Here is a 24,330-nt window from a genome sequence, read left to right as displayed (position 1 = left end):
GCGACCGTGTGACGCCGATCGACACCACTGGTGTCGGTGACCCGGCCTATGCTGGCCCGCATGGCTGATCCGTGGAGCTACCGCCCCGCGACCGGCACCATTCCCACCGAGCCCGGCGTCTACCGGTTCAGCGACGCCACCGGCCGCGTGATCTATGTCGGCAAGGCCGTCAACCTGCGGCAGCGGCTCACGTCGTACTTCGCCGACCCGGCCCTGCTGCACTTTCGCACTCGCACCATGGTGCGCACCGCGGCGAACGTCGAGTGGACGGTGGTGCGCAACGAACTCGAGGCGCTGCAACTCGAATACACCTGGATCAAGCAGCACGACCCCCGCTTCAACGTGAAGTACCGCGACGACAAGTCGTACCCCTGGGTGGCGGTCACCTGGAGCGAGGAATACCCGCGGGTGTTCGTCGGCCGCGGCGCCAAACGTAAGGGCACCCGCTACTTCGGCCCCTACGCGCACGCCTGGGCGATTCGCGAGACGCTCGACCCGCTGCTGCGGGCCTTTCCGATGCGCTCGTGCACCAATGGGGTGTTCCGTTCGGCGGCGGCGTCCGGACGACCCTGCCTTCTCGGCTACATCGGCAAATGCGCCGCCCCCTGCGTCGGTCGCATCGGGCCCGACGAACACCGAGCGCTCGCGCAAGACGTGTGCGACTTTCTGGCCGGCCGCACCAACAGCCTGCTGCGCCGGTTGGAACGGCAGATGCAGGACGCCGCCCAGAACCTCGAGTTCGAGAAGGCGGCGGTGCTGCGCGACCAGTTGCACGCACTGCGGCAGGCCACCGACTCGAACGCCATCGTGCTCGGCGACGGCACCGACGCCGACGTCATCGCCCTGGCCGAAGATCCGCTCGAGGTGGCGGTGCAGATCTTTCACGTGCGTGACGGACGGGTGCGCGGCCAGCGCGCCTGGGTGGCCGACCGCACCGACGACACCGACACCGACGGCTTGATCGAGACGTTCCTGTTGCAGCTCTACGCCGACGTCGACGGCACCGAAGTGCCGCCCGAGATTCTGGTGCCCACGGTGCCGGCCACGGCCGGACTGATCGCCGAGCTGCTCACCGAGTCACGCGGTGCCCGGGTGGTCATTCGCACCCCCCGCCGCGGCGACAAGAAGACCCTGATGGAGACCGTCGCCCGCAACGCGTCCGAGGCGCTGGCCCTGCACAAGACCAAGCGGGCCAGCGATCTGTCCACCCGTAACCGGGCGTTGGAAGAGATTCAAGAGGCGCTCGGGCTGCCCACCGCGCCGCTGCGCATCGAGTGCTACGACGTGTCGCACCTGCAGGGCACCGAGATCGTCGCGTCGATGGTGGTGTTCGAGGACGGTCTGGCCCGCAAGGGCGACTACCGGCGATTCATCATTCGCGGCATCGACGGCTCCAACGATGTGGCCGCGATTCACGAGGTGATCACCCGGCGGTTCCGCCGGCTGCTCGACGAGCAGGGCGACGGTGACGAGGGCCCCATGCTGGTCGACCCCACCACGGGCGCGGCCCGCAAGTTCGCCTACGCGCCCGGGCTCGTGGTGGTCGACGGCGGCGCCCCGCAGGTGGCGTCCGCGGCCCAGGCCCTGTACGAACTGGGCATCACCGACATTCCGGTGATCGGCCTTGCCAAACGGCTCGAAGAGGTGTGGCTGCCGGGGGAGGAGTTTCCGCTCATTCTGCCGCGCACCAGCGAAGGCCTGTACCTGTTGCAGCGGGTGCGTGACGAGGCGCACCGGTTCGCGATCACCCACCACCGCGGCCGGCGCAGCGCCTCGATGGTCGAGTCGGTGCTCGACGCCGTGCCCGGCCTGGGTGAGGTGCGCCGCAAGACCCTGCTCAAACACTTCGGCTCGCTCAAGAAGCTGCGTGCCGCGACCCCCGACGAGTTGTCCGCGGTGCCGGGCATCGGCCCCCGGCTGGCCGCCGCGATCGGTGAGGCGCTGGCCGGCCCCGTGCCCGAGGCGGTCAACCTGACCACCGGCGAGGTGCTCGACTCCGGCACCATAATGGGCCCATGACCACCCCCACCTCGGCGTTGCGTTTCGTGATCGTCACCGGCATGTCGGGGGCGGGCCGGCGCACCGCCTGCCACACCCTCGAAGACCTGGGCTGGTACGTGGTCGACAACCTGCCGCCGCAACTGTTGCCCGAGCTGGCGCAGATCGCCCGCGACCGTGACTTCGCCCGCGTGGCGGTCGGCATCGACGTGCGCACCCGGTCGGCTTTTCAGCAGATTCCGGCCGCCTTCGACGCCCTGGGCCGCGACGGTGTGGTGCCGCAGATCCTCTTCTTGGACGCCGACGACGCCGCCATCGTGCGCCGCCAGGAGTCGGTGCGCCGTCCGCTGCCGCTGCAGGGCGAGGGCGGCCTGCTCGACGGGGCTGAGCGCGAGCGCCAACTGCTGGCCACGTTGCGGGCGTCGGCCGACCTGGTGATCGACACCTCGAACCTGAACGTGCATCAGCTCTCAGATCGGGTCAAGCACGTGTTCGGTTCGCACGACGACCCCGATATTCAGTTCACGGTGATGTCGTTCGGCTTCAAGAACGGCGTGCCGATCGACGCCGACATGGTGTTCGACGTGCGCTTTCTGCCCAACCCGCACTGGGTACCCGACCTGCGGCCGCAGACCGGGTTGTCGCAGGCGGTCTCGAACTACGTGCTCGGCCACGCCGAGGCGGGGGAGTTTCTCGACCACGCCACCGAATTGCTGGCCGTGGTGAAACCCGGCTACGTACGCGAGGGCAAGCGACTGGCCACCGTCGCCATCGGGTGCACCGGCGGCAAGCATCGCAGCACGGCGATGGCGGTCGAACTGGCCCGCAGGTTGCGCGCGGTCGGCATCGCCAGCCAGGTGTTGCACCGCGATCTGGGCAAGGAGTGAAACCGCGGCGGCGTTCCCCCGCGGTGGTGGCGTTCGGGGGCGGGCACGGGCTCTTCGCGGCCCTCAGTGCGCTGCGCTACCTCACCACCCGGCTCACCGCGGTGGTCACCGTGGCCGACGACGGCGGCTCGTCTGGCCGGTTGCGCGAAGAGTTCGACATTCTGCCCCCGGGTGACCTGCGCATGGCCCTGGCGGCCCTGTGCGGCGACGACGAGGTCGGCCAGCTCTGGGCCGACGTGCTGCAGTCGCGGTTCACCGGTGCCGGCCCGCTCGCGGGCCACGCCATCGGCAACCTGCTGATCGCCGGCCTGTGGCAGAAGTTGCCCGACCCCGTGGCGGGGCTCGACATGGTCGGCGAGTTGCTGCGCATCCGTGGCCGGGTGCTGCCCATGGCGGCGGTGCCGCTGACCATCGAGGCCGACGTGTTCGGCTCCGACCCGCGGCGCCCCGACGAACTGTCGGTGCTGCGCGGCCAGGCGACGGTGGCCAAGACCAGCGGCGACGTGCGCGCCGTCCGTCTGGTGCCGGCGAATCCGCCCGCCCGGCCCGAGGCGGTGGCCGCGGTGCTCGCGGCCGACCATCTGGTGCTGGGGCCGGGGTCGTGGTTCACGTCGGTGATTCCGCACCTGCTGGTGCCCGAGTTGTGCGAGGCGGTGGTCTCCTCACCGGCCCAGCGCATTCTCACCATGAACCTGGTACCCGCCGACGAGACGCTCGGCTTTCCACCCTCGAGGCATCTTGAGGTGCTGGCCGACCATTGCCCGAAGCTGCGGCTCGACGTGGTGATCGTGGATCCGACCTTCGCGGTGGATGATCCGCCGCTCGAACGTTATGCACGGTCGCTGGGAGCCCGGCTCGTGGTAGAGAATGTTCGAATGCGCGACGGTACCCCGCGGCACGATCCGCACCGGCTCGCCGCCGTGTACGCCGAACTGATGAACCGTTGAGCCAGGCGTCCAACCCGACGCCCACCCCCGACCGAGTAAGGAAGCAAGCATGGCGATGACCCCGCAGGTCAAGGCGGAACTGGCCACGGTCGTGGTCACCAAGCCGGCTTGCCGGCGCGCCGAAGTGGCGGCCACGCTGCGCTTCGCGGGGGGTCTGCACCTGGCCGGCGGACGCATCGTGGTCGAGGCCGAACTCGACACCGGGGCGGCCGCCCGCCGGCTGCGCACAGCGATCTCGGACCTGTTCGGCTTCACCTCCGAGTTCGTCGTCGTCACGTCGTCGGGGCTGCGCCGCGGCACCCGCTACATCGTCCGGCTGATTCGCGACGGCGAGTCCCTGGCCCGACAGACCGGCCTGATCGACAACCGCGGACGCCCCGTGCGGGGCCTGCCCGCCGGCATCGTCAGCGGCGGCCTCGACATCGCGGTGGCGGCCTGGCGGGGCGCCTTTCTGGCCCACGGCTCGCTCACCGAACCCGGTCGTTCGATGGCGCTCGAAGTCACCTGCCCCGGCTCTGAGGCGGCCCTGGCCCTGGTGGGCGCTGCTCGCCGGTTGGGCATCGCCGCCAAGGCGCGCGAAGTGCGCGGCGTCGATCGCGTGGTGATTCGAGACGGCGACGCGATCGCCGCCATGCTCACCCGGCTCGGTGCGCACGAGTCGCTGCTGGCCTGGGAGGAGCGCCGCATCAGGCGCGAGGTGCGCGCCTCGGCCAACCGGCTGGCCAACTTCGACGACGCCAACCTGCGTCGCTCGGCACGTGCCGCCGTGGCCGCCGGGGCTCGGGTCGAACGGGCGCTCGACATACTGGGTGACGACATTCCCGAGCACCTGAAGGTGGCCGGGCTGCTGCGGCTCGAGAACAAGCAGGCCTCGCTCGAAGAGCTCGGCCAACTGCATCAGCCGCCGCTCACCAAAGACGCCGTGGCCGGCCGAATCCGGCGGCTGCTGGCCACGGCCGACAAGCGTGCGGTCGAGCTCGGCATTCCGGGTACCGACGCCAATCTGTCGCCCGACATGCTCGACGATCGCGACTGAACGCCCATCGGCCGATGTGACGCCCGCAGCGTCTGGACGGCCGGAGCCGTCCGTTGACGCGTGCCGTGCCGGGCAGAGCACGAAACGTTCGGCTGCGTCGGCCTGACCACCCAACGAAACGGGCCTGATGAACCAGCGTCGCGCGCGAGCCTTTTTCTATAGAGTGAAGAACGTCCACCCTTGCCTGCGCCTCAACGCGGGCAAAAACCAAACGAAGGGGAACCATCACATGACGGTGAAGGTTGGTATCAACGGATTCGGCCGGATCGGTCGCAACTACTTCCGGGCGCTCACCGCGTCCGGTGCCGACATCGAGGTTGTCGGCGTCAACGATCTGACCGACAACAAGACCCTCGCCCATCTGCTCAAGTACGACTCGATCCTGCATCGCTTCCCCGGTGAGATCAGCTTCGACGACGAGTCGATCACGGTCGACGGCCACAAGATCATGGCCTACGCCGAGCGCGATCCGAGCAAGCTGCCCTGGGGCGAAATCGGTGCCGACGTGGTGATCGAGTCGACCGGCTTCTTCACCGACGCCACCAAGGCCAAGGCGCACATCGATGCGGGTGCCAAGAAGGTCATCATCTCCGCCCCGGCGAAGAACGAAGACATCACCGTGGTGATCGGCGTCAACGAGGGCGACTACGACCCGGCGACCGACACCATCATCAGCAACGCGTCGTGCACCACCAACTGCCTCGCCCCCATGGCCAAGGTGCTGAACGACTCGGTGGGCATCGTCCGTGGCCTGATGACCACGGTGCACGCCTACACCGCCGATCAGAACTTGCAGGACGGCCCGCACAGCGACCTTCGTCGCTCTCGCAACGCCGCTCTCAACATCGTGCCCACCAAGACCGGCGCCGCGGCGGCCGTTGCCCTGGTGCTGCCCGAACTCAAGGGCAAGTTCGACGGCTACGCGCTGCGGGTACCGACCCCGACCGGTTCGGCCACCGACCTGACCTTCATCTCGGGCAAAGAGACCTCAGTCGAAGAAGTCAACGCCGCCATCAAGGCCGCTGCCGAGGGTCCGCTCAAGGGCATTCTGGCCTACACCGAAGATCCGATCGTGTCGAAAGACATCGAGACCGATCCGCACTCCTGCATCTTCGATGCGGGTCTCACCAAGGTGATCGGCAACCTAGTCAAGGTCGTCGGCTGGTACGACAACGAGTGGGGCTACTCCAACCGCCTGGTCGATCTGACCACGCTGGTCGGCGCCGACCTCTGATCGTTCCCAACACCGCACACAACTGAAATAAGGAAGGCCGACGGTGAAGTCAGTAGAAGACCTTGGTGATCTGAAGGGCAAGCGGGTGCTGATCCGCTGCGACTTCAACGTGCCGCTCGACGGCGACACGATCACCGACGACGGACGGATCAAGGCGGCGTTGCCGACCCTGACCCACCTGAAGGACGCAGGCGCGAAGGTCATCGTGCTGGCTCACCTCGGCCGACCGAAGGGGGCCCCCGAGGCCAAGTACTCGGTGGCTCCGGCCGCGAAGCGGCTCGGTGAGCTGATCGGTGCGGAGGTCAAACTGGCCTCCGACACCGCCGGCCCCGGGGCCGCCGAAACGGTCGCGGGTCTCGCCGACGGCGAGATCTGCCTGCTCGAGAACGTCCGGTTCGAACCGGGGGAGACCTCGAAGGTCGACGCCGAGCGCGAAGAACTGGCGGCTCGGTGGGCCGCGCTGGCCGACGTGTTCGTGTCCGACGGCTTCGGCGTCGTGCACCGCAAGCAGGCCAGCGTCTACGACGTCGCCAAGCTGCTGCCGCACGCAGCGGGCACGCTGGTGAAGAAGGAAGTGGACGTCTTCAGCAAGGTGCTGAAAGACCCCGAGCGTCCGTTCGTGGTCGTGCTGGGCGGCGCCAAGGTGGCCGACAAGCTCGCGGTGATCGAGAACCTGCTGAAGATCGCCGACACCCTGGTGGTCGGCGGCGGCATGGCCTACACGTTCCTGGCCGCTAAGGGCTATGAGATCGGCAAGTCGCTGCTCGACGTCGACAGCCTCGAGACCTGCAAGGGTTACCTGGCCACCGCCGAGGCCGAGGGCAAACAGATCCTGCTGCCGGTCGACGTGCGCGTGGCCGCGGGCATGGACTTCGCCGCCCGCACCGTCGACGGCCCCGTCACGGTGGTCGCGGCCGACGCGATTCCCGACGACCAAATGGGCCTCGACATCGGCCCCGAGAGCGAAAAGCTGTTCGCCGACGCGATCAAGGCCGCCAAGACCGTGGTCTGGAACGGCCCGATGGGCGTGTTCGAGATCGCCGAACTGGCCAAGGGCACCGCTGCGGTGGCCCAGGCCCTCACCGAGGTCGACGGGTTGAGCGTGGTGGGCGGTGGCGACTCGGCCGCCGCGGTGCGCGAACTCGGCCACGACGACAACGAGTTCGGGCACATCTCCACGGGCGGCGGCGCCTCGCTGGAGTACCTGGAAGGCAAAGAACTGCCGGGCATCGCGGTGCTCGAGGAAGGCAACTGACATGGCGCGCACTCCGTTGATGGCCGGTAACTGGAAGATGAACCTCGACCACGTCGAGGCCACCGGCCTGGTTCAGAAGCTGGCCTGGACGCTCGACGACCTGAAGTACGACCCCAGCAAGTCCGAGGCGGCCGTGATCGTGCCGTTCACCGACATTCGCACCGTGCAGACGCTGATCGAGGGCGACAAACTGCCCCTGGCGTTCGGTGCGCAGGACGTGTCGCTGCATGCGTCCGGCGCCTACACCGGCGAGATCTCGGCCGCGATGCTGGCCAAGCTCAACTGCAGCTACGTCGTGGTCGGGCACTCCGAGCGTCGCGACTACCACGGCGAGACCGACGAGATCGTCAACTCCAAGGCCAAGGTGGTGCAGGCGGCCGGCATGACGCCGATCGTCTGCGTGGGCGAGAAGCTCGACGTGCGCAAGGCGGGCGAGCACGTGCCGTTCGTGCTGGCCCAGGTCGACAAGGTGCTGGCGGGGCTCAGCGCCGACGAGGTAGGCGCCCTGGTGATCGCCTACGAGCCGGTCTGGGCGATCGGCACCGGCGAGGTGGCGACCCCAGAGGACGCCCAGGAGGTCTGCGGAGCGATCCGCGGCCGGGTGGCCGAACTGGTCGGTCAGGCCGCTGCCGACGCGGTGCGCATTCAGTACGGGGGTTCGGCCAAGTCGTCGAACATCGTCGAACTGATGGCGCAGCCCGACGTCGACGGTGGGTTGGTCGGTGGGGCCAGCCTGGACGCTGCCGAGTTCGCCAAGATCGTCACCTTCTACCAGCGCGCCTGATCCGTTCAGGCCACAACACCCGAATGGGTCGTTGTCAGTTGGTGAGTTAGGATTCACCCTGTGATTGTTGTGCCCATGTTGACCTGGCCGATTCTGACCTTGTCCATCGTTCTGATCCTGACCAGCGTCGTTCTGGCGATGTTCGTGCTGTTGCACAAGGGTCGTGGTGGCGGCATGTCTGACCTGTTCGGCGGCGGCATGTCCACCTCGATGGGCGGTTCGTCGGCGGCCGAGCGCACGCTCGACCGGCTGACCGTCGTGATCGGTCTGGTGTGGTTGGCCGCAATCTTCGGACTGCTGGTGCTGTACCGGTTCTTCCCCGACTTCGGCACCCTGTAAGCGCCGGTCGGCGCGGTCCCTTCCCCCCGCCCGTCCCGGGCAATCTGACAAGGAGAAACACACGTGGTTGGTGGTAGCGCGATTCGGGGGAGCCGGGTCGGCGCCGGGCCGATGGGCGAGGCCGAGCGGGGCGATTCCGCCCCCCGGTTGTACGTCTCGTACTTCTGCTCGAACCGGCATGAGACCCGTCCTGCCTTCGCCGCGGACGCGGTCGTACCCGAAACCTGGGACTGCCCCCGCTGCGGGCTGCCGGCGAACCTCGACTCTGAGAACCCGCCGCCGCCCCCGAAGATTCAGCCGTACAAGACGCACCTCGCCTACGTGAAGGAACGCCGTAGCGACGCCGAAGCGGAGGCGATTCTCACCGAAGCGCTGGAGGGCCTGCGCGCCCGTCGTGCTGCGGGTGAAGTCATCTACTGACCCTTCGTTCCTTCGGCGGTCCCGACATCACGGCGTTCCCCGTCATCCCGGCGAACGCCGGGATCTCTCTTGGCCGGTTGCGTGTGCCCCCGCTCCGCTTCACACTGGCGTCTCCAATCGACCAAGCTTCAGTTGTGCATGACTGTGCAGGCGCGACGGCGCGGCGGCTGGGTTGGACGTCATATGTTTCGCGACGCAGAACGGTCTCGGCAGGCCGATCTGGTGACGTGTCTCGGCCCCGGCATGACGTAACACCCACGCAGCGGCAACTAACGGGGGTCGAGAAGCGTCGGCGAGACGCTCACCAGTCGCACTCGAACCAGGGGAGTTCTCGGCCGGCGTCGCGGTCGATGAACCATTTGGTGGCCTCGCGGCCGCGCACCTGGCCCGCCGGGGTGTCCGGCGACCCCGACAGTGCCTGCGCCACCGCGTCGGCCTTGTCGTCACCGTTGGCCAGAAACCACACCTCGGCCGAACGTTCCAGCGCAGGCACCGTGAGTGAGATCCGGTCAACCTCGCCCTTGGGTGAGCCGCTCAGCCCGATCACCGTGGACGACTGGGGCTCGAACGATTCGTGGTCGGGAAAGATGCCCGCCACGTGGCCTTCTTGGCCGATGCTGAGCAGGCAGATGTCGAACACCACGTCGCCCAGTTCTTTGGCGTAGGTGGCGGCTGCCGCATCGGCGTCGATCACGCCGTCGGCCGCAGGCATGGGGTGGGTGCGGGCCGGGTCGAGCTGGAACTTGCCGGCCATCAGGGCCAGCGCCGGGCCAGCGTGCCGGGCCGGGTCGTCGGTGGCGGAGAACCGGTCGTCGCTCCACCACAGTTCCATGCGGCCCGGGTCGGCGCCCGCCGCCTCGAGCCGTCCACCGAAGCTCTCATAGACGCGCAGCGCGATGCGTCCGCCGGTGAGGCAGAGGTGCACGATGCGGTCGGGATCCTGCTGGTAGTGCGCGATCTGGGTGACGAGCATGCCCGCAGCCCGGTTCGCCAACTCTGTCGAGTCGGTGAACCGGAGCAGCTGATCGGTCAACGGCGGGCCTTCTCGGTGTCACGTCGCTCGCAACGGTCGACCAGCGTGCTCATCGATGCGGCGAAGATGTCGTCGACGTCGAGCCGGCGCAGCTCTTCGGTGATCAAAGCGCTGAGTTCGCGACGGCGCAGGGCGATCTGGCGGCAGGGCAGGCCAGGGGCCGAGAAGGTGGCCATTCGTCCGTCTTCTCGGTCGATGGTGATGGCGCCGTTCTCGGTCTTCAGCGAGACGTGCGTGATGCCCACCCCCTTGCCCGACTCACTGCGCTTCACCGGTATGCCGAGCCGGCTCTCGAGCCACGCCGACAGCAGCATGCTGCCGGCGTTGTCGGGCGCACCCTCGACCTCGACGTCGACGATCGGCGAAGGGTACGAGTCGACCGCGGCGGCCAGCAACGCCCGCCACGGGGTGAGCCTGGTCCAGGTCAGGTCGGTGTCGCCGGGGGAGTAGTTACGGGCCCGGCGCTCGATCGCGGCGATGGGCTTGGACGAGCCCATGGCGTCGGTGATGCGCCGCAGAGCCAGCTTGCCCAGGGGGTCTTCACCGGGCTTGTCGGGTGCGCTGGCGGGCCACCAGGCCACGACGGGGGAGTCGGGCAGCAGCAGGGGCAGTACGACCGAGGCGCGATGCTCGGTGAGTTCGCCGTGGAACCTGAGCGAGATGACCTCGCCGGGCACCTGTTCGCCGAGCCGGATCTCGGCGTCGACCCGGTCGGCCTTCGCCTGACCGTTGGTGACCAGAATGATGCGTGACGGGTGCTCGCGGCCGGCGTTCTGACAGGCCTCGAGAGCCGCGTCGTAGTGCCGCAGGTCGGCGATGACGATCATGGTGAACACCATCGACGAGGCGACGCCGATGTTGTGCCGTGCCTTCACCAGGGCCATGTGAATGCCGGTGGCGTTGGTGTCGGGAACAGTGATGATCATGGTTGATTCCCCTCGATTATGGCCGACGCCAGACAAAACCGTCGCGGGCGAGCATGGTGATGCCACTGGCCGGCCCCCACGTGCCTGACGCATACCCCTCGGGTTGGGTGTCGAGATCGGCCCAGAAGTCGAGAATCGGGTCGAGGATCTTCCACGACAGCTCCACCTCTTCGTGCTGGGGGAACAGCGGCGGGTCGCCCAGCAGCACGTCGAGAATCAACCTCTCGTAGGCCTCTGGGCTCGACTCGGCGAACGACGTGCCGTAGGCGAAGTCCATGGTGACGTCGCGAATCTCCATCAGCGTGGCGGGCACCTTGGCTCCGAACCGCAACGTGATGCCCTCGTCGGGCTGAATGCGCAGTACCAGGGCGTTGCTGCCCAGCGCCTCGGTGTCGGTCTGGCTGAACGGCAGGTGCGGGGCGCGGCGCAGGTTGAGTGCGATCTCAGTGACCCGGCGCGGCATGCGTTTGGCCGAGCGCAGGTAGAACGGCACCCCGGCCCAGCGCCGGTTGTCGATGTCGACCCGGATCGCCGCGTAGGTCTCGGTCTGCGACTGCGGGCTGATGCCTTCTTCTTCGAGGTAGCCCAGCACCTGCTTGCCGCCGGCCCAGCCGCCCAGGTACTGCCCCCGCGCGGTGTGAGCGGCGATGTCTTTGGGCGGTCGGGCGGCGGCCAGCGCCTTGCGCTTCTCGGCACGTAGCTGGTCGGCGTCGAACGATGTCGGCTCTTCCATGGCGGTCAGCGCCAGCAACTGCAGCAGGTGGTTCTGAATCACGTCGCGGGCGGCGCCGACGCCGTCGTAGTAACCCGCGCGGCCCCCGATGCCGATGTCTTCAGCCATGGTGATCTGCACGTGATCGACGTAGTTGCGGTTCCAGATCGGCTCGAACAGCTCGTTGGCGAAGCGCAGCGCCAGCAGGTTCTGCACCGTCTCTTTGCCCAGGTAGTGGTCGATTCGGAACACCGACTGGCTGTGGAACACCGAACTGACCCGGCGCTCCAGCTCGTTGGCGCTGGCCAGGTCGTGACCGAAGGGTTTCTCGATCACCACCCGGCTCCACGCCCCGCGCTGGTCGCGCTTGGCCAGGCCGTGCTTCTTCAGCTGCGAGATCACCTGGTCGAAGGCCTTGGGCGGAATTGACAGGTAGAACGCGTGATTGCCGCCCGTGCCCTGCGACTGGTCGAGGTCGTCGAGGGTCTGTTTCAGCGTTTGGAACGACTCGTCGCTGTCGAAGGTGCCCGGCACGAACCTGATGCCCTCGAGCAGCTGCTTCCACACCTCTTCGCGAAAGGGGGTGCGGGCCCGTTCTTTCACCGAGTCGTGCACGATCTTGGCGAAGTCCTGATTCTCCCAATCGCGGCGCGCGAAACCGATCAGCCCGAAACCCGGGGGGAGCAGCCCGCGGTTGGCCAGATCGTAGATCGCCGGCATCAGCTTCTTGCGCGCCAGATCGCCGGTGACCCCGAACAACACCAGGGCACACGGCCCGGCGATTCGCGGCAGCCGGCGATCTTGCGGATCACGCAGCGGATTGACGAAATGCTTGGCGTTGCTCACCCGCTCATACTGGCCGCATCGGCCCTACTGAAACAACCGCTTTCTCAGTGAATGGCCTTCTCAACCGTGGTTACGAGCTCGTTCCATGACACGATGAACTTCTCCACACCCTCGTCTTCGAGCACCGCGAACACGTCGGCCAGATCAACCCGGGCAGCAGTCACCTCGTCGAGCACGGCCCGGCCCTCGGCAGCCCTGCCGACGATGGATTCACCGACCTCACCGTGGTCGGCGAAGGCGTCCATGGTCTTCTCGGGCATGGTGTTCACCACACCGTCGGCGACCAGGTTCGTGACGTAGAGCGTGTCGGGAAGGCCGGGGTCTTTGGTGCCGGTGGAGGCCCACAGTGGACGCTGCTGGTTGGCGCCCTTGGCGGCCAGCGCCTTGAACCGGTCGGAGCCGAACACCTCTTCGAAGGCTCCGTAGGCGACTAGGGCGTTGGCGATGGCGGTCTTCGACTTCAGGTCGTCACGGCCCAGCTTCTCCAGGCGCTTGTCGACCTCGGCGTCGACGCGCGACACGAAGAACGAGGCCACGGAGTGGATCGTCGACAGGTCCTTGCCGGCGGCGTCGGCGGCTTCGAGACCCGACAGGTAGGCGTCCATCACCTCGCGGTAACGCTCTTCGGAGAAGATCAGGGTGACGTTGACCGAGATGCCGTCGGCGATGGTCTGCTGAATGGCCGGCAGGCCGGGTTTGGTGGCCGGAATCTTGATCAGCACGTTCTCGCGATCGACCAGGTCGTGCAGCTCGGCAGCTTGGGCGATGGTTTCGCCGGTGTTGTTGGCCAGCGTGGGGGCGACCTCGATCGACACCCGACCGTCGTAACCCTTGGACGCCGCGTACACGTCGGCGAACAGGTCGCACGCGTCGCGCACGTCGGTGGTGGTGAGCTGCTTGATCGCGTAGTCGACATCGATCTCGTCACCCAACGCGTTGACCTGCTCGGCGTAATCGTCGCCCTGGGCGAGTGCGGCGGCGAAGATCGTGGGGTTGGTGGTCACCCCCGACACCGAGTCCTCGGCGATCTTCTGGGCCAGGTTGCCGCTGGTGAGGCGGGCCCGCGACAGGTCGTCCAGCCAGATCGACACCCCTGCGTCGGCGAGGGCCTTGAGACGTTCGTTCATGGGGTGATCAGCTCCTTGCTGGGTGGTGGACGAGCCGTCGCAACCGTGCGACCGATCCTGGTACCGCGCCACTTTAGTGGTTCTGGCCCGCAGATCACGCGCTCCGCAGTGCCGCCTCGACACGTACCCCGCTGGTTCTCATCGGTCGATGGACTACCCGGTACCCTTCCTCGTCGGCCCAACGACGTACCCGCCGGTTGCCCTGATATGCGTCGGGCGCGGTTCGGGCTAGACTGCTCGCGATCCGGGCGATGAGGAGTGGTTGGGCATGCATCATGCTGTGACAACAGTCGATACTGCACCCACGTCCACCCTGCGTGCGTATGTTGCGCTGACCAAGCCCCGCATCATCGAACTGCTGCTGGTCACCACTGTGCCGGCCATGTTTCTTGCCGCCGGCGGCGTGCCACCGTGGCAACTGGTGGTGTGGACGCTGCTCGGCGGCACGTTGGCCGCCGGTTCGGCCAATGTCTTCAACTCGGTGCTCGACGCCGACATCGACTCGGAGATGCGGCGTACCCGGCGTCGTCCGATGGCCCTGAACCGGGTGCCCGCGGCCAAGGCCTACGTGTTCGGCTCGGTGCTCGGGGTGCTGTCGGCGCTGATTCTGGGGTTCGGCGCGAACTGGCTCTCGGCCGCACTGGCCCTGGCCGCCAACGCCTACTACGTGTTCGTCTACACGATGGGGTTGAAGCGCCGCACCTCACAGAACATCGTTTGGGGCGGCATCGCGGGCTGCTTTCCGCCCCTGATCGGTTGGACGGCCGTGACCGGCAGCGTCGATTGGACGCCGCTGGTGATGTTCGCGATCGTCTTCTTCTGGACGCCGCCCCACACCTGGGCGCTGGCCTTTCGCTACCGCGAGGACTACAAGCAGGCGCACGTGCCGATGCTGCCGGTGGTGATGGAGCCGCCGGCGGTTGCCTGGCGCATCGTCATTTACACCGTGATCACGGTGGTCGTCAGCCTGCTGCTGTGGCCGGTGGCGCACACCGGCTGGCTGTACCCCGCGGTCGCGCTGGTGTCGGGCCTGTGGCTGACGGTGGAGTCGATTCAACTGCTGCGCCGGGCCCGGGCGGGTCTCACCGAGTCGGCGCTCAAGCCCATGCGCCTGTTCCACCTCAGCAACAGCTACCTGGCCGTGGTCTTTCTGGCCGCAGCCGTCGATCCGCTGGTGTTCTGAGCGGGTTCGTCCCCCTCGCGTTTCACCCCGAACCACAGGTGCGCCACCGCCACCGTGTACAGCGTGGTGCCCACCAGATGGGCCAGAACCAGCGCCTCGGGCAGATGCAGCAGGTACTGGGTGTAGCCGATGACCCCTTGCAGGGCGGCCACGCCGAGCACCGCGAGGGCGTCCCGGCGCAGGCGCGGCAGCGAGCGGGCACGAATCACCAGCACCACGGTGAGCGCCACCGTCAGCCACATGGTGAGTGAGTGCAACCGGGCCACGTCAGCCAGGTTGAAGCCGTTGCGGGTGGCGGCGCCGTCGCCCGAGTGCGGCCCCGAACCGCTGGTGACCGTGCCCAGGTACATCATGGCCAGCGAGCAGTAGAAGACGGCCTGGGTGAGCAGCCACGGCACGCTCGGCACGGCGGTGGACACCAGGCCGAACACCTCATGCACCAGGCGGGTGCAGAGCACGATCAGGGCGATGGACAGCACCATGTGCAGCCCCACCACCCACGGGTTGAGCTGGGTGAGCACCGAGATGCCGCCGACTACGGCCTGGCCGATGATGCCCAGGCCCACGACGAAGGCCAGCCGCGAGACCAGCCGCGGCTGCGTACCGGCCCGAACCGCCCGGCGGGCGGCGAGGTAGGTGCCCAGCGCGACGATGATCAACACGAAGGTGAGCAGCCGGTTGCCGAACTCGATGAAGGCGTGGAAGGGCGCCTCGGGGTGCGGCACGTACGAACCGGGGTCGCACTGGGGCCAGGTGGAACAACCCAGGCCCGAGGCGGTGAGCCGCACCAGCGCGCCCGTCCAGACGATCACCATGTTGGCGACCAGGTTGGCGACTGCCCAGCGACGCAGGGCCTTGGGTGAGTTCAGGACGTCCATCGAAAGAACCTTCGTGCGGTCAGGGTGAGCACGGCCGCCCACGCGGCCAGCACCACCAGCGGTAGGGGAGCGGCTGCTCCGAGCGCCGCGGCTCGCAGTGCGCTGCCGAGCGCGGCGGTGGGCAGCCACGGGGGTTGGTCGACGATCAGCCCGCCCAGGGCCAGCCCGGCCAAGTAGATCAGGTTGGCCAGGCCGAGCGTCACCTCGGCCTTGAGCGTGCCGGCCAGCAGCAGCCCCAGCCCCGCGAAGGCCACGATGCCCAGCAGGGTGGCCGTCGTGGCGCTGAGCGCCGCCACCGGGCTCAGGTCGGGCCGCCAGCCCAGGCCGAGGGCGACGGCCAGCAGCAGCACGGCCTGAATCGCCACCAGGGCGCAGGCGGCCAGGGCCTTGCCGGCGATCAGGTCGGCCCTGGTCAGCGGTGTGGCGACCAGCCGTTCGAGCACGCCGTAGCGACGCTCGAACCCGGTCGCCACCCCCAACGAGGTGAAGGCGGTCGACCAGACCGCCACCGCGATCACCGAAGCCGGAAAAGTGTTGCCGTCGAGCCCGAACTGCCGGCCCCAGAGCAGCCCGCCGATCACCAGGCCCAGCGGAATCGCAAAGGCCAGCAGCAACTGTTCGCCGTTGCGCAGCAGCATGCGCAGTTCCATGCCGGCGTGCCGGGCGACTCGGGTGGCGTTCATGCCGCACCGCCGGTGTGCCGCAGAAAGACGTCTTCGAGCGAGGCGTCGGCGGTCAGTTCGGCCACGGTGCCCGACACGGTGACCCGGCCGGCGTCCATGATCCACACCCGGTCGGCCAGGTGGGCGGCCTCGGCCATGTCGTGGGTGGTCAGGAGCACGGCCACGCCGTCGGCGCGCAGGCCGGTGATCAGGTCCCAGGTGCGTCGTCGGGCGCGCGGGTCCATGCCCGCGGTGGGCTCGTCCAGCAGCACCAGTTCGGGCCGCCCGACCAGGGCGCCGGCCAGGTTGACCGCCTGTTGCTCGCCGCCGGACAGCCGCCGGTACGGACGGTTCAACAGCGGCGCGAGCGCCAGTGCGTCGATCAGCGGGTCCAGCGGCGCCGGGTTCGGGTAAAGCGAGGCCAGGTAGCGCAGCATCTCGTGCGGTTTCGCCGCCGACCAGGCGCCGAGCGACTGTGGCATCAACCCCACCCGGTCGTCCGCCGATCCCGGCGGCCCGCCGAGCACCCGGACGCTGCCCGCGTCCGGCTTCAGCATGCCGGTGATGCACCGGATCGCCGTGGTCTTGCCCGCACCGTTGGGGCCGAGCAGGGCGGTGACGGCGGCGCACCCGGCGCTCAGGCTGAGGCCGTCCAGGACCGGCCGGCCACTCAGCCGCAACCGCAGGTCAGCGACGGTGAGTGCGGGCTGGCTGGACACGGAAGCAGTCTATCGACCCGGCCCCCGACCGACCTGCGTGCCGCACAGACACGAACGGGTCCCCGGCCCGGGCATTTGCCGAACCGTGGACCCGTCGCGGGTTACTGCTAGAACCACTCCTGGAGCCTGGCCAGCATGGCCTGCTCGAAGTCGTCGTCGTTGTGCTTGTTCGCGATCCACCCGGCGAAGTCGCCGCCGGCGATCGCGTCCAGCTCGGCCCGGCAGCCGTCGGGATCGGACACCGCGCGCAGGAGCATGGCCTCGGCCTGGGCCGCGTCCTTCCACAGGAAGGGGTAGCCCTCCGGCACCAGGGCGCGTGCCCAGGTGGTGTCCGGCAGGACACCGATCACACCGGCGGCCAGGGCCTCGACATACTCCAGGCCGTAGGACTCCTCGGTGGCGGTGGCCAGGAACGCGGTGGTCGACGCCAGCGCCTCCCAGTAAGACACCCGGGTGGCCGTCAGCGGGCCGACCCAGAACCAGTCCTTGCCGGACAGGGCCATGCCGAGTTCGGAGACCAGGTGCGACTCGTGCAACCGCATCGCGACCCGGATCGGGACCTTGCGGTGAACCTTCTCGACCACTTCGACGAACAACCGAGGACGCTTGCGCTCGGAGAGGTAGATCGCCGGGTACAGCACGATCGGGCGCTCGGTGGCGGCGCGGGGGAGGACGTGTTCGACCCGGAAGCCCAGGTTCGCCCAGCCGACCCGGGCCTTCTCGGCGACATCGGCGACGGTCCAGCGCCTCACGACCTCCCTCACCGCGGACGCGGTGCGCTCGGAGTTCGCGAAGGTCGGGAACAGCGCGAAGCTGAGCGCCTCGATCAGCTGCGGGACCTGTTCGTCGTAGTTTGTGGTCGGGCCCCACTGGAAGTTCATCACCGCGGGGTGGGAGCCGTTCTCACGCAGCACCCGCCAGATCTTGGTCGAGTCCAGCACGTCCATGTTGATGACGACGCACGCGTCGGTGTCCAGGAACGCCAGCGGCATCTCGTCGAAGCCGTCGCAGCGCCGGGTGGCCGGTCCGATCACAATCGGGTTGTGGGTGAGCCGGACCAGGCGACGCACCAGGGTCGCGCCGGCGTCATGCCCGGCGATGTGCCCGTCCGCGTCGATGGTGACCTGGTCCCACTTGATGGCGACGCGCCTCATCGCATTGCTCCTGCCTGTGCCAGATTCTTGGTGCTTGCCGTGCTCGCATCACCGGGTTCCGGCGGTTCAGCCGGCAGCCCGTCGGGCTCATCGATGCCGCCGCGGATCCGCATGGCGTAGAACGAACGCCACACGAAGTAGGCAGACACCAGGAAGAAGACCGCGGCCAGCACGTGCACCACGACGCCCGCTCCCTGGTTGGTCAGGCTCACCGCCAGCTCGACGGCCAGCAGGCCGAACAGGGTGGTGAACTTGATCACCGGGTTCAGGGCCACCGAGGAGGTGTCCTTGAACGGGTCGCCGACGGTGTCACCGACGATGGTCGCGTCGTGGAGCGCGGTCCCCTTGGCGTGCAGGTCGACCTCGACGATCTTCTTCGCGTTGTCCCAGGCGCCGCCGGCGTTCGCCATGAAGATGGCCTGGAACAGGCCGACGACCGCGATCGCGATCAGGTAGCCGATGAAGAAGTACGGCTCGACGAAGGCGAAGGCCAGGGTGCCGAAGAAGATCGCCAGGAAGATCACCAGCATGCCCTTCTGGGCGTAGTCGGTGCAGATCTCTACCACCTCGGTGGAGTCCTTGGTGGATGCCTTGACGTCCGCCTTCTCGTCCAGGTGGATGTGGGCCTTGATGTACTCGACCGCCCGGTAGGCACCCGTGGTGACCGCCTGGGTGGACGCACCGGTGAACCAGTAGATCATCGCGCCGCCGGCGATCAGGCCGAGCAGGAACGGTGCGTGGATGGGGCTGAGCAGCGCTGCGACCTGGGCCAGATCGGTCAGCGGGGCCTCCCCGGCGAGGTTCTGGGCGAGAAACAGGATGATCGAGAAGATCATCGTGGTCGCACCCACGACCGCCGTGCCGATGAGGACGGGCTTGGCGGTCGCCTTGAACGTGTTGCCCGCGCCGTCGTTCTCCTCGAGCATCGCCTTGGCCTTGCTCCAGGCGGGCGTGTAGCCGTAGGTCTTCTGGAACTCCTCCTCGATGCCGCGGGCCGTCTCGATCCGGCTGAGCTCGTAGACGGACTGGGCGTTGTCGGTGACCGGGCCGTACGAGTCGACGGCGATGGTCACCGGGCCCATGCCAAGGAAGCCGAAGGCGACCAGGCCGAACGCGAACACTGCGGACGCTCCGGGCAGGGTGCCGAGGGCGGCGTCCAGGTTGCTGGCCTCGGCGACCATGTAGGCCAGACCCATCAGGGCCACGATCACGACGCCGAGCCAGTAGGCGGCGAAGTTGCCGGCTACGAAGCCGGACAGGATGTTCAGCGACGCGCCGCCCTGCTGGGAGGACTTCACGACCTCCTTGACGTGGGCCGACTTGGTGGAGGTGAACACCTTGACCAGTTCGGGGATCAGCGCTCCGGCGAGAGTGCCGCAGGAGATGATGATCGACAGCTGCCACCACAGGTTCGCGCTGACGCCGTTACCGGCCAGCAGGAACGACGAGCAGGCGAAGGTGAGCACGATCGACACGATCGAGGTGATCCACACGAGCGAGGTGAGCGGCTTCTCGAAGTCGAAATCTGTGTCGCCGTACGACCGCTTGGCGATGGCCTCGTTGACGAAGTAGGACATCGCGGAGGCGACCAGCATGATGGCGCGGATCGCGAAGATCCAGATCAGCAGGACCGCCTGCAACTTCGGGTTGGCGCCGGCCACCTGGGCGACGCCGAGCAGGATGAAGGTGATCAGCGCGACGCCGGTGACGCCGTAGGTCTCGAACCCGTCCGCGGACGGGCCGACCGAGTCGCCGGCGTTGTCGCCGGTGCAGTCGGCGATGGTGCCGGGGTTGCGGGGGTCGTCCTCCTCGATCTTGAAGACGATCTTCATCAGGTCGGAGCCGACGTCGGCGATCTTGGTGAAGATGCCGCCGGCGATCCGCAGCGCGGAGGCGCCCAGCGACTCACCGATGGCGAAGCCGATGAAGCACTTGCCGGCGAGGTCGACCGGCAGGAAGACGAGGATGATCAGCATCAGCAGGAGTTCGAGCGAGATCAGCACCATGCCGACGCTCATGCCCGAGCGGGCGGGGATGTCATGGACGCCCCACTTCTCGCCCTTGAGGGCCGCGTGCGAGGTGCGGGAGTTCGCGAAGGTGTTGATCCGGATCCCGAACCAGGCGACGCCGAACGAGCCAGCCATGCCGACCAGCGAGAACAGCAGGATCACGCCGATCTGCCAGGCTGCGATGCCGGACATCGCGAAGTAGACCACGATGACCGCGGCGATGAAGACCCACAGCAGCATCAGGAACTTGCCCTGCTTGACGAGGTAGGCCTTGCAGGTGGTGTAGATGAGCTCGGAGATCTCTTTCATCGACTCGTGCGCCGGCAGGGCCTTCAGCTTGGAGTACGTCCACACGCCGAACAGCAGGCCGAAGATGCACAGCACGAGGCCGACGTAGAGCGGCCACAGGCCGTTCATACCGAGGATGGTCACCGAGCCGTCGCGGAGGGTTTCGGGCAACGAGAGGTTGGCCTCGCCGCCGCCGGCGTGGGCCGGTGGGGCCGTGGCACTGCCGGAACAGCCTGCCAGGCCGAGCGTGGCGGCGGCGAACGTCAGGGCGACCGCAGCCCCGGTGCGCCTGCGTGGTGTGCGATGTGAACTGGTCACGAAAGATCCTCGCGGAGAGTGCGTGCGGCGGCCGTCGTCGGCCGCTTCGAACCCAAACTACTACTGCGCGTCGTAGCTGGTGGTCGAATATTGGTAAGGCCCACTACTCGGCCGGGGCTGTCTCGGATCCTGACCCTGAAGGGCTGTGCGGGCCGGGGTTCCCCGGAGTCGTATCAGGTGGCAAGACGCGCGGGGCCACGATCCGCCGGAGGTGACGGTAGGCGACCCTAAGAAGTTTTGAGTCGGACGGGTATTCGGCAAGAATGGTCTTGTGAAAACGGACGCGACCCGAACCCACGGTGCCTTGGCGCCGGTGGCCGAGTCGGAGGCGTCCACCCGTGCCCGGGTCGCGCGGTCGATTCTGCAGCACGGGCCGTCCACCGCCTCCGAACTCGCGGAACGACTGCACCTGACGGCCGCCGCCGTCCGCCGCCACCTGGCGGTGTTGATCGGCGCCGGTCACCTCATCTCGCGCGAGCAACGGGTGTACGGCGCCCGCGGCCGGGGCCGACCGGCCCGGGTGTTCGCGCTCACCGACGCCGGCCGCGCGGAGTTTCCGCACGCCTACGATGCGCTGGCCATCGACGCCCTCACGTTCGTGCGCGAAGCGATCGGCGAGCAGGGTGTCGAACGGTTCGCCGCCGACTTCGTGGCCGGGGTCGAGAAGCGTTTCGACGAACTGCGCGGGGAATACGACAACCCGGTCGACGCGTTGGTCAGGGCATTGAACGATGCCGGCTACGTGGCGTCGGTGCATCCGGTCGCCTCGGGCAAGCAGTTGTGTCAGCATCACTGCCCGGTCGCCCTGGTGGCGGCCGAGTTTCCCGAGTTGTGCGAGGCCGAAACCAGGGCCTTCGCGCACCTCCTCGACAGCCACGTCCAGCGGCTGGCGACCATCGCGCACGGCGACGGGGTGTGCACCACCCACGTACCGCGTCCGGTGCAGCCCGCCGACCATCCGAACAGAAAGGCCGTGTCATGACGACCACCGTTCCCCAGGCTCCCGGCTTGGGTGCCACCCAAGACGAGCACCTCGAAGCACTCGGCAACTACCAGTGGGGCTGGCACGACACCGACACCGCCGGTGCCGCCGCCCAGCGCGGCCTGAGTGAGGCCGTCGTGCGCAACATCTCGGCGCTGAAGAACGAGCCCGAATGGATGCTCGATACCCGGCTCAAGGGCCTGAAGTTGTTCGACCGCAAGCCGATGCCCACCTGGGGCGCCGACCTGAACGACATCGACTTCGACAACATCAAGTACTTCGTGCGGTCGACCGAGAAGCAGGCGCAGAGCTGGGACGACCTGCCCGACGACATCAAGAACACCTACGACCGGCTCGGCATCCCCGAGGCCGAGAAGGCCCGGCTGGTGGCCGGCGTCGCGGCGCAGTACGAGTCCGAGGTGGTCTACCACAAGATCAACGAAGAGCTCGAGCGGCAGGGTGTCATCTTTCTCGACACCGACACCGGTTTGAAGGAGTACCCGGAGCTGTTCCAGGAGTACTTCGCCACGGTGATTCCGGTGGGCGACAACAAGTTCGCCTCGCTGAACACGGCGGTGTGGTCGGGCGGCTCGTTCGTGTACGTGCCGAAGGGCGTGCACGTCACGATTCCGTTGCAGGCCTATTTCCGGATCAACACCGAGAACATGGGCCAGTTCGAGCGCACGCTGATCATCGCCGACGAGGGCAGCTACGTGCACTACGTCGAGGGGTGCACGGCGCCGATCTATTCGTCCGACTCGCTGCATAGCGCAGTGGTCGAGATCATCGTCAAGAAGAACGCCCGGGTGCGCTACACCACCATTCAGAACTGGTCGACCAACGTGTACAACCTGGTCACCAAGCGCGCCACCTGTGAAGAGGGCGCCACCATGGAGTGGATCGACGGAAACATCGGCAGCAAGGTCACGATGAAGTACCCGGCGGTCTACCTGATGGGTGAGCACAGCCGCGGCGAGACCCTGTCGATCGCGTTCGCGGGCGAGGGCCAGCACCAGGACGCCGGCTCGAAGATGGTGCACTGCGCGCCCTACACGTCGAGCTCGATCATTTCGAAGTCGGTCGCCCGGGGTGGCGGACGCTCCTCGTACCGCGGCCTGCTGCAGGTGCAAGAGGGCGCGCACCACTCGGCGTCCACGGTGAAGTGCGACGCGCTGCTGGTCGACACCGTCAGTCGTTCTGACACCTACCCGTACGTGGACGTGCGCGAAGACGACGTGTCGCTGGCGCACGAGGCCACCGTGTCGAAGGTGAGCGACGACCAGCTGTTCTACCTGATGCAGCGCGGCATGGGCGAGGACGAGGCGATGGCCATGATCGTGCGTGGCTTCGTCGAGCCGATCGCCCGCGAGCTGCCGATGGAGTATGCGCTCGAACTCAACCGACTGATCGAACTGCAGATGGAAGGAGCCGTCGGCTGATGGCCGCACCCGTGATGGAGGCCGTCGAGGCACTCGAGAGCCACCTCCACCCCACCCCGTCGTTCGCGATCGACGACCACCCCTACCCGAAGGGGCAGGAGGAGATCTGGCGGTTCAGCCCGCTGCGCGCGATGAGGGCGCTGCTCACCGACGCACCCAGCGACGCCTGCCTGACCTGGGCCGAGTCGTACCCCGAGGGCGTGACCACCCGGGTGATCAGCACCGCCGAGGCGCAGTTGATGGTGGCCGAGGCCCCGATCGACCGGGTGTCGGCCCTGGCCGCGGCCCGTTCGGGCGGTGCCCAGGTCATCGAGGTGCCGGCGAACGCCGAGCTCACCGAGCCGGTCAGCATCACGCTGAGCGGCACCGGGCAGCACGTCTGGGGTCATCTGGTGTTCAGCATCGGCGCCCACTCGAGCTCGACCATTCTGCTGCGGCACGAGGGTTCGGCCAGCTACGCCACCAAGGTCGACGTGCTGGTCGGCGACGGCGCCCGGGTGAACTTCGTGTCGATTCAGGACTGGGACGACGACGCCGTGCACGGCGGCCACCACAGCGTGCTGGTGGGTCGTGATGCGCAGGTACGCACCGTGACGGTCAGCCTGGGCGGCAAGGTCGTCCGGCTCGCCGAGACGGCCAAGTTCGCCGGCCCGGGCGGCTCGCTGGAGCAGTTCGGCCTGTACTTCGTCGACGCCGGCCAGCACATCGAGCACCGGTTGTTCGTCGACCACAACGCACCGCACACCCACAGCAACGTCGACTACCGCGGCGCACTGCAGGGTGAGGGCGCTCGCTCGGTGTGGATCGGCGACGTGCTGATCCGCAAGGTCGCCGAGAACATCAGCACGTATGAGTCGAACAAGAACCTGGTGCTCACCGACGGCTGCCGCGCCGACTCGGTGCCCAACCTCGAGATCGAGACCGGCGAGATCGAGGGTGCAGGGCACAGCTCGACGACCGGACGCTTCGACGACGAGCAGCTGTTCTACCTGCGCTCACGCGGCATCAGCGAGGCCGAGGCGCGCCGGCTGGTGGTGCGCGGGTTCTTCGCCGACATCATTCGCCGCATCGGCGTGCCCGAGGTCGAAGAACACATGATGGGTGCCGTCGAGCGCGAGCTCTCGGTCACCATGGGCAGCTACGCATGAGGCCCA

The 24,330-nt window shown here is 67.8% G+C and carries 21 protein-coding genes and 1 pseudogene; 13 read left to right on the top strand and 9 right to left on the bottom strand.

Features of this window, described 5'->3' with window-relative positions; all coding sequences use genetic code 11:
• Positions 1–60 precede the first annotated feature (60 nt).
• The 9 genes from uvrC to MPLG2_RS09340 all read left to right on the top strand — a co-directional run bounded on the left by uvrC (position 61) and on the right by MPLG2_RS09340 (position 8,900).
• A complete protein-coding gene (uvrC, locus tag MPLG2_RS09380) occupies positions 61–2,019 on the top strand; it encodes an excinuclease ABC subunit UvrC (RefSeq protein WP_105187587.1) in 1,959 nt (652 codons plus the stop codon).
• On the top strand, positions 2,016–2,885 hold the full coding sequence (gene rapZ / locus MPLG2_RS09375) for an RNase adapter RapZ (protein ID WP_105185892.1): 870 nt from the start codon (positions 2,016–2,018) through the stop codon (positions 2,883–2,885). The genes uvrC and rapZ overlap by 4 nt, the downstream gene beginning before the upstream one ends.
• Positions 2,882–3,832 carry a gluconeogenesis factor YvcK family protein gene (locus MPLG2_RS09370; RefSeq protein ID WP_105185891.1) on the top strand — a complete coding sequence of 317 codons (951 nt, stop codon included), beginning with the start codon at positions 2,882–2,884 and terminating at the stop codon, positions 3,830–3,832. Before rapZ ends, MPLG2_RS09370 begins: the two co-directional genes overlap by 4 nt.
• Before the next feature lie 49 nt (positions 3,833–3,881).
• Positions 3,882–4,868: a DNA-binding protein WhiA gene (whiA, locus tag MPLG2_RS09365; protein WP_105185890.1), complete on the top strand. Its 987-nt coding sequence runs from the start codon at positions 3,882–3,884 to the stop codon at positions 4,866–4,868.
• Between the two features lie 229 nt (positions 4,869–5,097).
• On the top strand, positions 5,098–6,102 hold the full coding sequence (gene gap / locus MPLG2_RS09360) for a type I glyceraldehyde-3-phosphate dehydrogenase (protein ID WP_105185889.1): 1,005 nt from the start codon (positions 5,098–5,100) through the stop codon (positions 6,100–6,102).
• Between the two features lie 43 nt (positions 6,103–6,145).
• A complete protein-coding gene (locus MPLG2_RS09355; protein ID WP_105185888.1) occupies positions 6,146–7,357 on the top strand; it encodes a phosphoglycerate kinase in 1,212 nt (403 codons plus the stop codon).
• Between the two features lies 1 nt (position 7,358).
• Positions 7,359–8,141, top strand: a complete 783-nt coding sequence (gene tpiA / locus MPLG2_RS09350; RefSeq protein ID WP_105185887.1) for a triose-phosphate isomerase — start codon at positions 7,359–7,361, stop codon at positions 8,139–8,141.
• Between the two features lie 75 nt (positions 8,142–8,216).
• A complete protein-coding gene (gene secG / locus MPLG2_RS09345) occupies positions 8,217–8,480 on the top strand; it encodes a preprotein translocase subunit SecG (protein WP_105185886.1) in 264 nt (87 codons plus the stop codon).
• Between the two features lie 63 nt (positions 8,481–8,543).
• Positions 8,544–8,900: an RNA polymerase-binding protein RbpA gene (locus tag MPLG2_RS09340; protein WP_105185885.1), complete on the top strand. Its 357-nt coding sequence runs from the start codon at positions 8,544–8,546 to the stop codon at positions 8,898–8,900.
• A 301-nt stretch (positions 8,901–9,201) separates the two neighbouring features.
• Here the strand turns inward: MPLG2_RS09340 and pgl are convergent, their stop codons facing one another.
• The 4 genes from pgl to tal all read right to left on the bottom strand — a co-directional run bounded on the left by pgl (position 9,202) and on the right by tal (position 13,544).
• Positions 9,202–9,933, bottom strand: a complete 732-nt coding sequence (gene pgl, locus MPLG2_RS09335) for a 6-phosphogluconolactonase (protein ID WP_197709898.1) — start codon at positions 9,931–9,933, stop codon at positions 9,202–9,204.
• Complete coding sequence (locus MPLG2_RS09330; RefSeq protein ID WP_158681019.1) at positions 9,930–10,859, bottom strand: glucose-6-phosphate dehydrogenase assembly protein OpcA; 930 nt, start codon at positions 10,857–10,859, stop codon at positions 9,930–9,932. Before MPLG2_RS09330 ends, pgl begins: the two co-directional genes overlap by 4 nt.
• 16 nt (positions 10,860–10,875) lie before the next feature.
• Positions 10,876–12,336, bottom strand: coding sequence for a glucose-6-phosphate dehydrogenase (zwf, locus tag MPLG2_RS09325; protein ID WP_269459187.1), 1,461 nt, complete (start codon positions 12,334–12,336; stop codon positions 10,876–10,878).
• Positions 12,337–12,461: 125 nt separating this feature from the next.
• Positions 12,462–13,544 carry a transaldolase gene (gene tal, locus MPLG2_RS09320; protein ID WP_105185882.1) on the bottom strand — a complete coding sequence of 361 codons (1,083 nt, stop codon included), beginning with the start codon at positions 13,542–13,544 and terminating at the stop codon, positions 12,462–12,464.
• A gap of 319 nt (positions 13,545–13,863) precedes the next feature.
• Between tal and MPLG2_RS09315 the strand changes: the two are divergent.
• Positions 13,864–14,727: pseudogene (locus MPLG2_RS09315) on the top strand (heme o synthase); the annotation flags it as partial.
• Here MPLG2_RS09315 and MPLG2_RS09310 read toward each other — a convergent pair.
• The 5 genes from MPLG2_RS09310 to MPLG2_RS09290 form a co-directional block, all read right to left on the bottom strand.
• The gene (locus tag MPLG2_RS09310) at positions 14,676–15,605 is read right to left on the bottom strand and encodes a COX15/CtaA family protein (RefSeq protein WP_105185880.1); all 930 of its coding nucleotides are present in this window, start codon (positions 15,603–15,605) and stop codon (positions 14,676–14,678) included. The pseudogene MPLG2_RS09315 and the gene MPLG2_RS09310 overlap by 52 nt on opposite strands.
• Positions 15,593–16,288, bottom strand: a complete 696-nt coding sequence (locus MPLG2_RS09305; protein WP_105185879.1) for an ABC transporter permease — start codon at positions 16,286–16,288, stop codon at positions 15,593–15,595. The genes MPLG2_RS09310 and MPLG2_RS09305 overlap by 13 nt, the downstream gene beginning before the upstream one ends.
• Positions 16,285–16,986: an ABC transporter ATP-binding protein gene (locus tag MPLG2_RS09300; protein WP_173909618.1), complete on the bottom strand. Its 702-nt coding sequence runs from the start codon at positions 16,984–16,986 to the stop codon at positions 16,285–16,287. Before MPLG2_RS09300 ends, MPLG2_RS09305 begins: the two co-directional genes overlap by 4 nt.
• A gap of 107 nt (positions 16,987–17,093) precedes the next feature.
• Complete coding sequence (locus MPLG2_RS09295) at positions 17,094–18,140, bottom strand: glycosyltransferase family protein (protein WP_105185878.1); 1,047 nt, start codon at positions 18,138–18,140, stop codon at positions 17,094–17,096.
• Positions 18,137–20,755 (bottom strand): sodium-translocating pyrophosphatase, encoded by a 2,619-nt coding sequence (locus MPLG2_RS09290; RefSeq protein ID WP_408632037.1) that lies wholly within the window; start codon positions 20,753–20,755, stop codon positions 18,137–18,139. Before MPLG2_RS09290 ends, MPLG2_RS09295 begins: the two co-directional genes overlap by 4 nt.
• 271 nt (positions 20,756–21,026) lie before the next feature.
• Here MPLG2_RS09290 and MPLG2_RS09285 point away from each other — a divergent pair, with 271 nt between their 5' ends.
• The 3 genes from MPLG2_RS09285 to sufD are packed head-to-tail and all read left to right on the top strand — an operon-like array spanning position 21,027 to position 24,324.
• Positions 21,027–21,737, top strand: a complete 711-nt coding sequence (locus tag MPLG2_RS09285) for a helix-turn-helix transcriptional regulator (RefSeq protein WP_158681017.1) — start codon at positions 21,027–21,029, stop codon at positions 21,735–21,737.
• Positions 21,734–23,176, top strand: a complete 1,443-nt coding sequence (sufB, locus tag MPLG2_RS09280; protein WP_105185877.1) for a Fe-S cluster assembly protein SufB — start codon at positions 21,734–21,736, stop codon at positions 23,174–23,176. Before MPLG2_RS09285 ends, sufB begins: the two co-directional genes overlap by 4 nt.
• Entirely contained in the window at positions 23,176–24,324 is a 1,149-nt protein-coding gene (sufD, locus tag MPLG2_RS09275; protein ID WP_105185876.1) for a Fe-S cluster assembly protein SufD, read from the top strand. Before sufB ends, sufD begins: the two co-directional genes overlap by 1 nt.
• Positions 24,325–24,330: the final 6 nt, after the last annotated feature.

Origin of the sequence: Micropruina glycogenica, assembly GCF_900289045.1 — a bacterium.
Classification (GTDB): Bacteria; Actinomycetota; Actinomycetes; order Propionibacteriales; family Propionibacteriaceae; genus Micropruina; species Micropruina glycogenica.
This window is presented reverse-complemented; position numbering and strand designations above follow the sequence as displayed.

Excerpts from the sequence above, each read along its gene's own strand:
- MPLG2_RS09305 (WP_105185879.1), bottom strand. The coding sequence starts at position 16,288 with ATGAACGCCACCCGAGTCGCCCGGCACGCCGGCATGGAACTGCGCATG.
- whiA (WP_105185890.1), top strand. The coding sequence starts at position 3,882 with ATGGCGATGACCCCGCAGGTCAAGGCGGAACTGGCCACGGTCGTGGTC.
- MPLG2_RS09295 (WP_105185878.1), bottom strand. The coding sequence starts at position 18,140 with ATGAGGCGCGTCGCCATCAAGTGGGACCAGGTCACCATCGACGCGGAC.
- MPLG2_RS09330 (WP_158681019.1), bottom strand. The coding sequence starts at position 10,859 with ATGATCATCACTGTTCCCGACACCAACGCCACCGGCATTCACATGGCC.
- uvrC (WP_105187587.1), top strand. The coding sequence starts at position 61 with ATGGCTGATCCGTGGAGCTACCGCCCCGCGACCGGCACCATTCCCACC.
- sufD (WP_105185876.1), top strand. The coding sequence starts at position 23,176 with ATGGCCGCACCCGTGATGGAGGCCGTCGAGGCACTCGAGAGCCACCTC.
- gap (WP_105185889.1), top strand. The coding sequence starts at position 5,098 with ATGACGGTGAAGGTTGGTATCAACGGATTCGGCCGGATCGGTCGCAAC.
- tal (WP_105185882.1), bottom strand. The coding sequence starts at position 13,544 with ATGAACGAACGTCTCAAGGCCCTCGCCGACGCAGGGGTGTCGATCTGG.
- tpiA (WP_105185887.1), top strand. The coding sequence starts at position 7,359 with ATGGCGCGCACTCCGTTGATGGCCGGTAACTGGAAGATGAACCTCGAC.
- rapZ (WP_105185892.1), top strand. The coding sequence starts at position 2,016 with ATGACCACCCCCACCTCGGCGTTGCGTTTCGTGATCGTCACCGGCATG.
- secG (WP_105185886.1), top strand. The coding sequence starts at position 8,217 with ATGTTGACCTGGCCGATTCTGACCTTGTCCATCGTTCTGATCCTGACC.
- MPLG2_RS09310 (WP_105185880.1), bottom strand. The coding sequence starts at position 15,605 with ATGGACGTCCTGAACTCACCCAAGGCCCTGCGTCGCTGGGCAGTCGCC.
- sufB (WP_105185877.1), top strand. The coding sequence starts at position 21,734 with ATGACGACCACCGTTCCCCAGGCTCCCGGCTTGGGTGCCACCCAAGAC.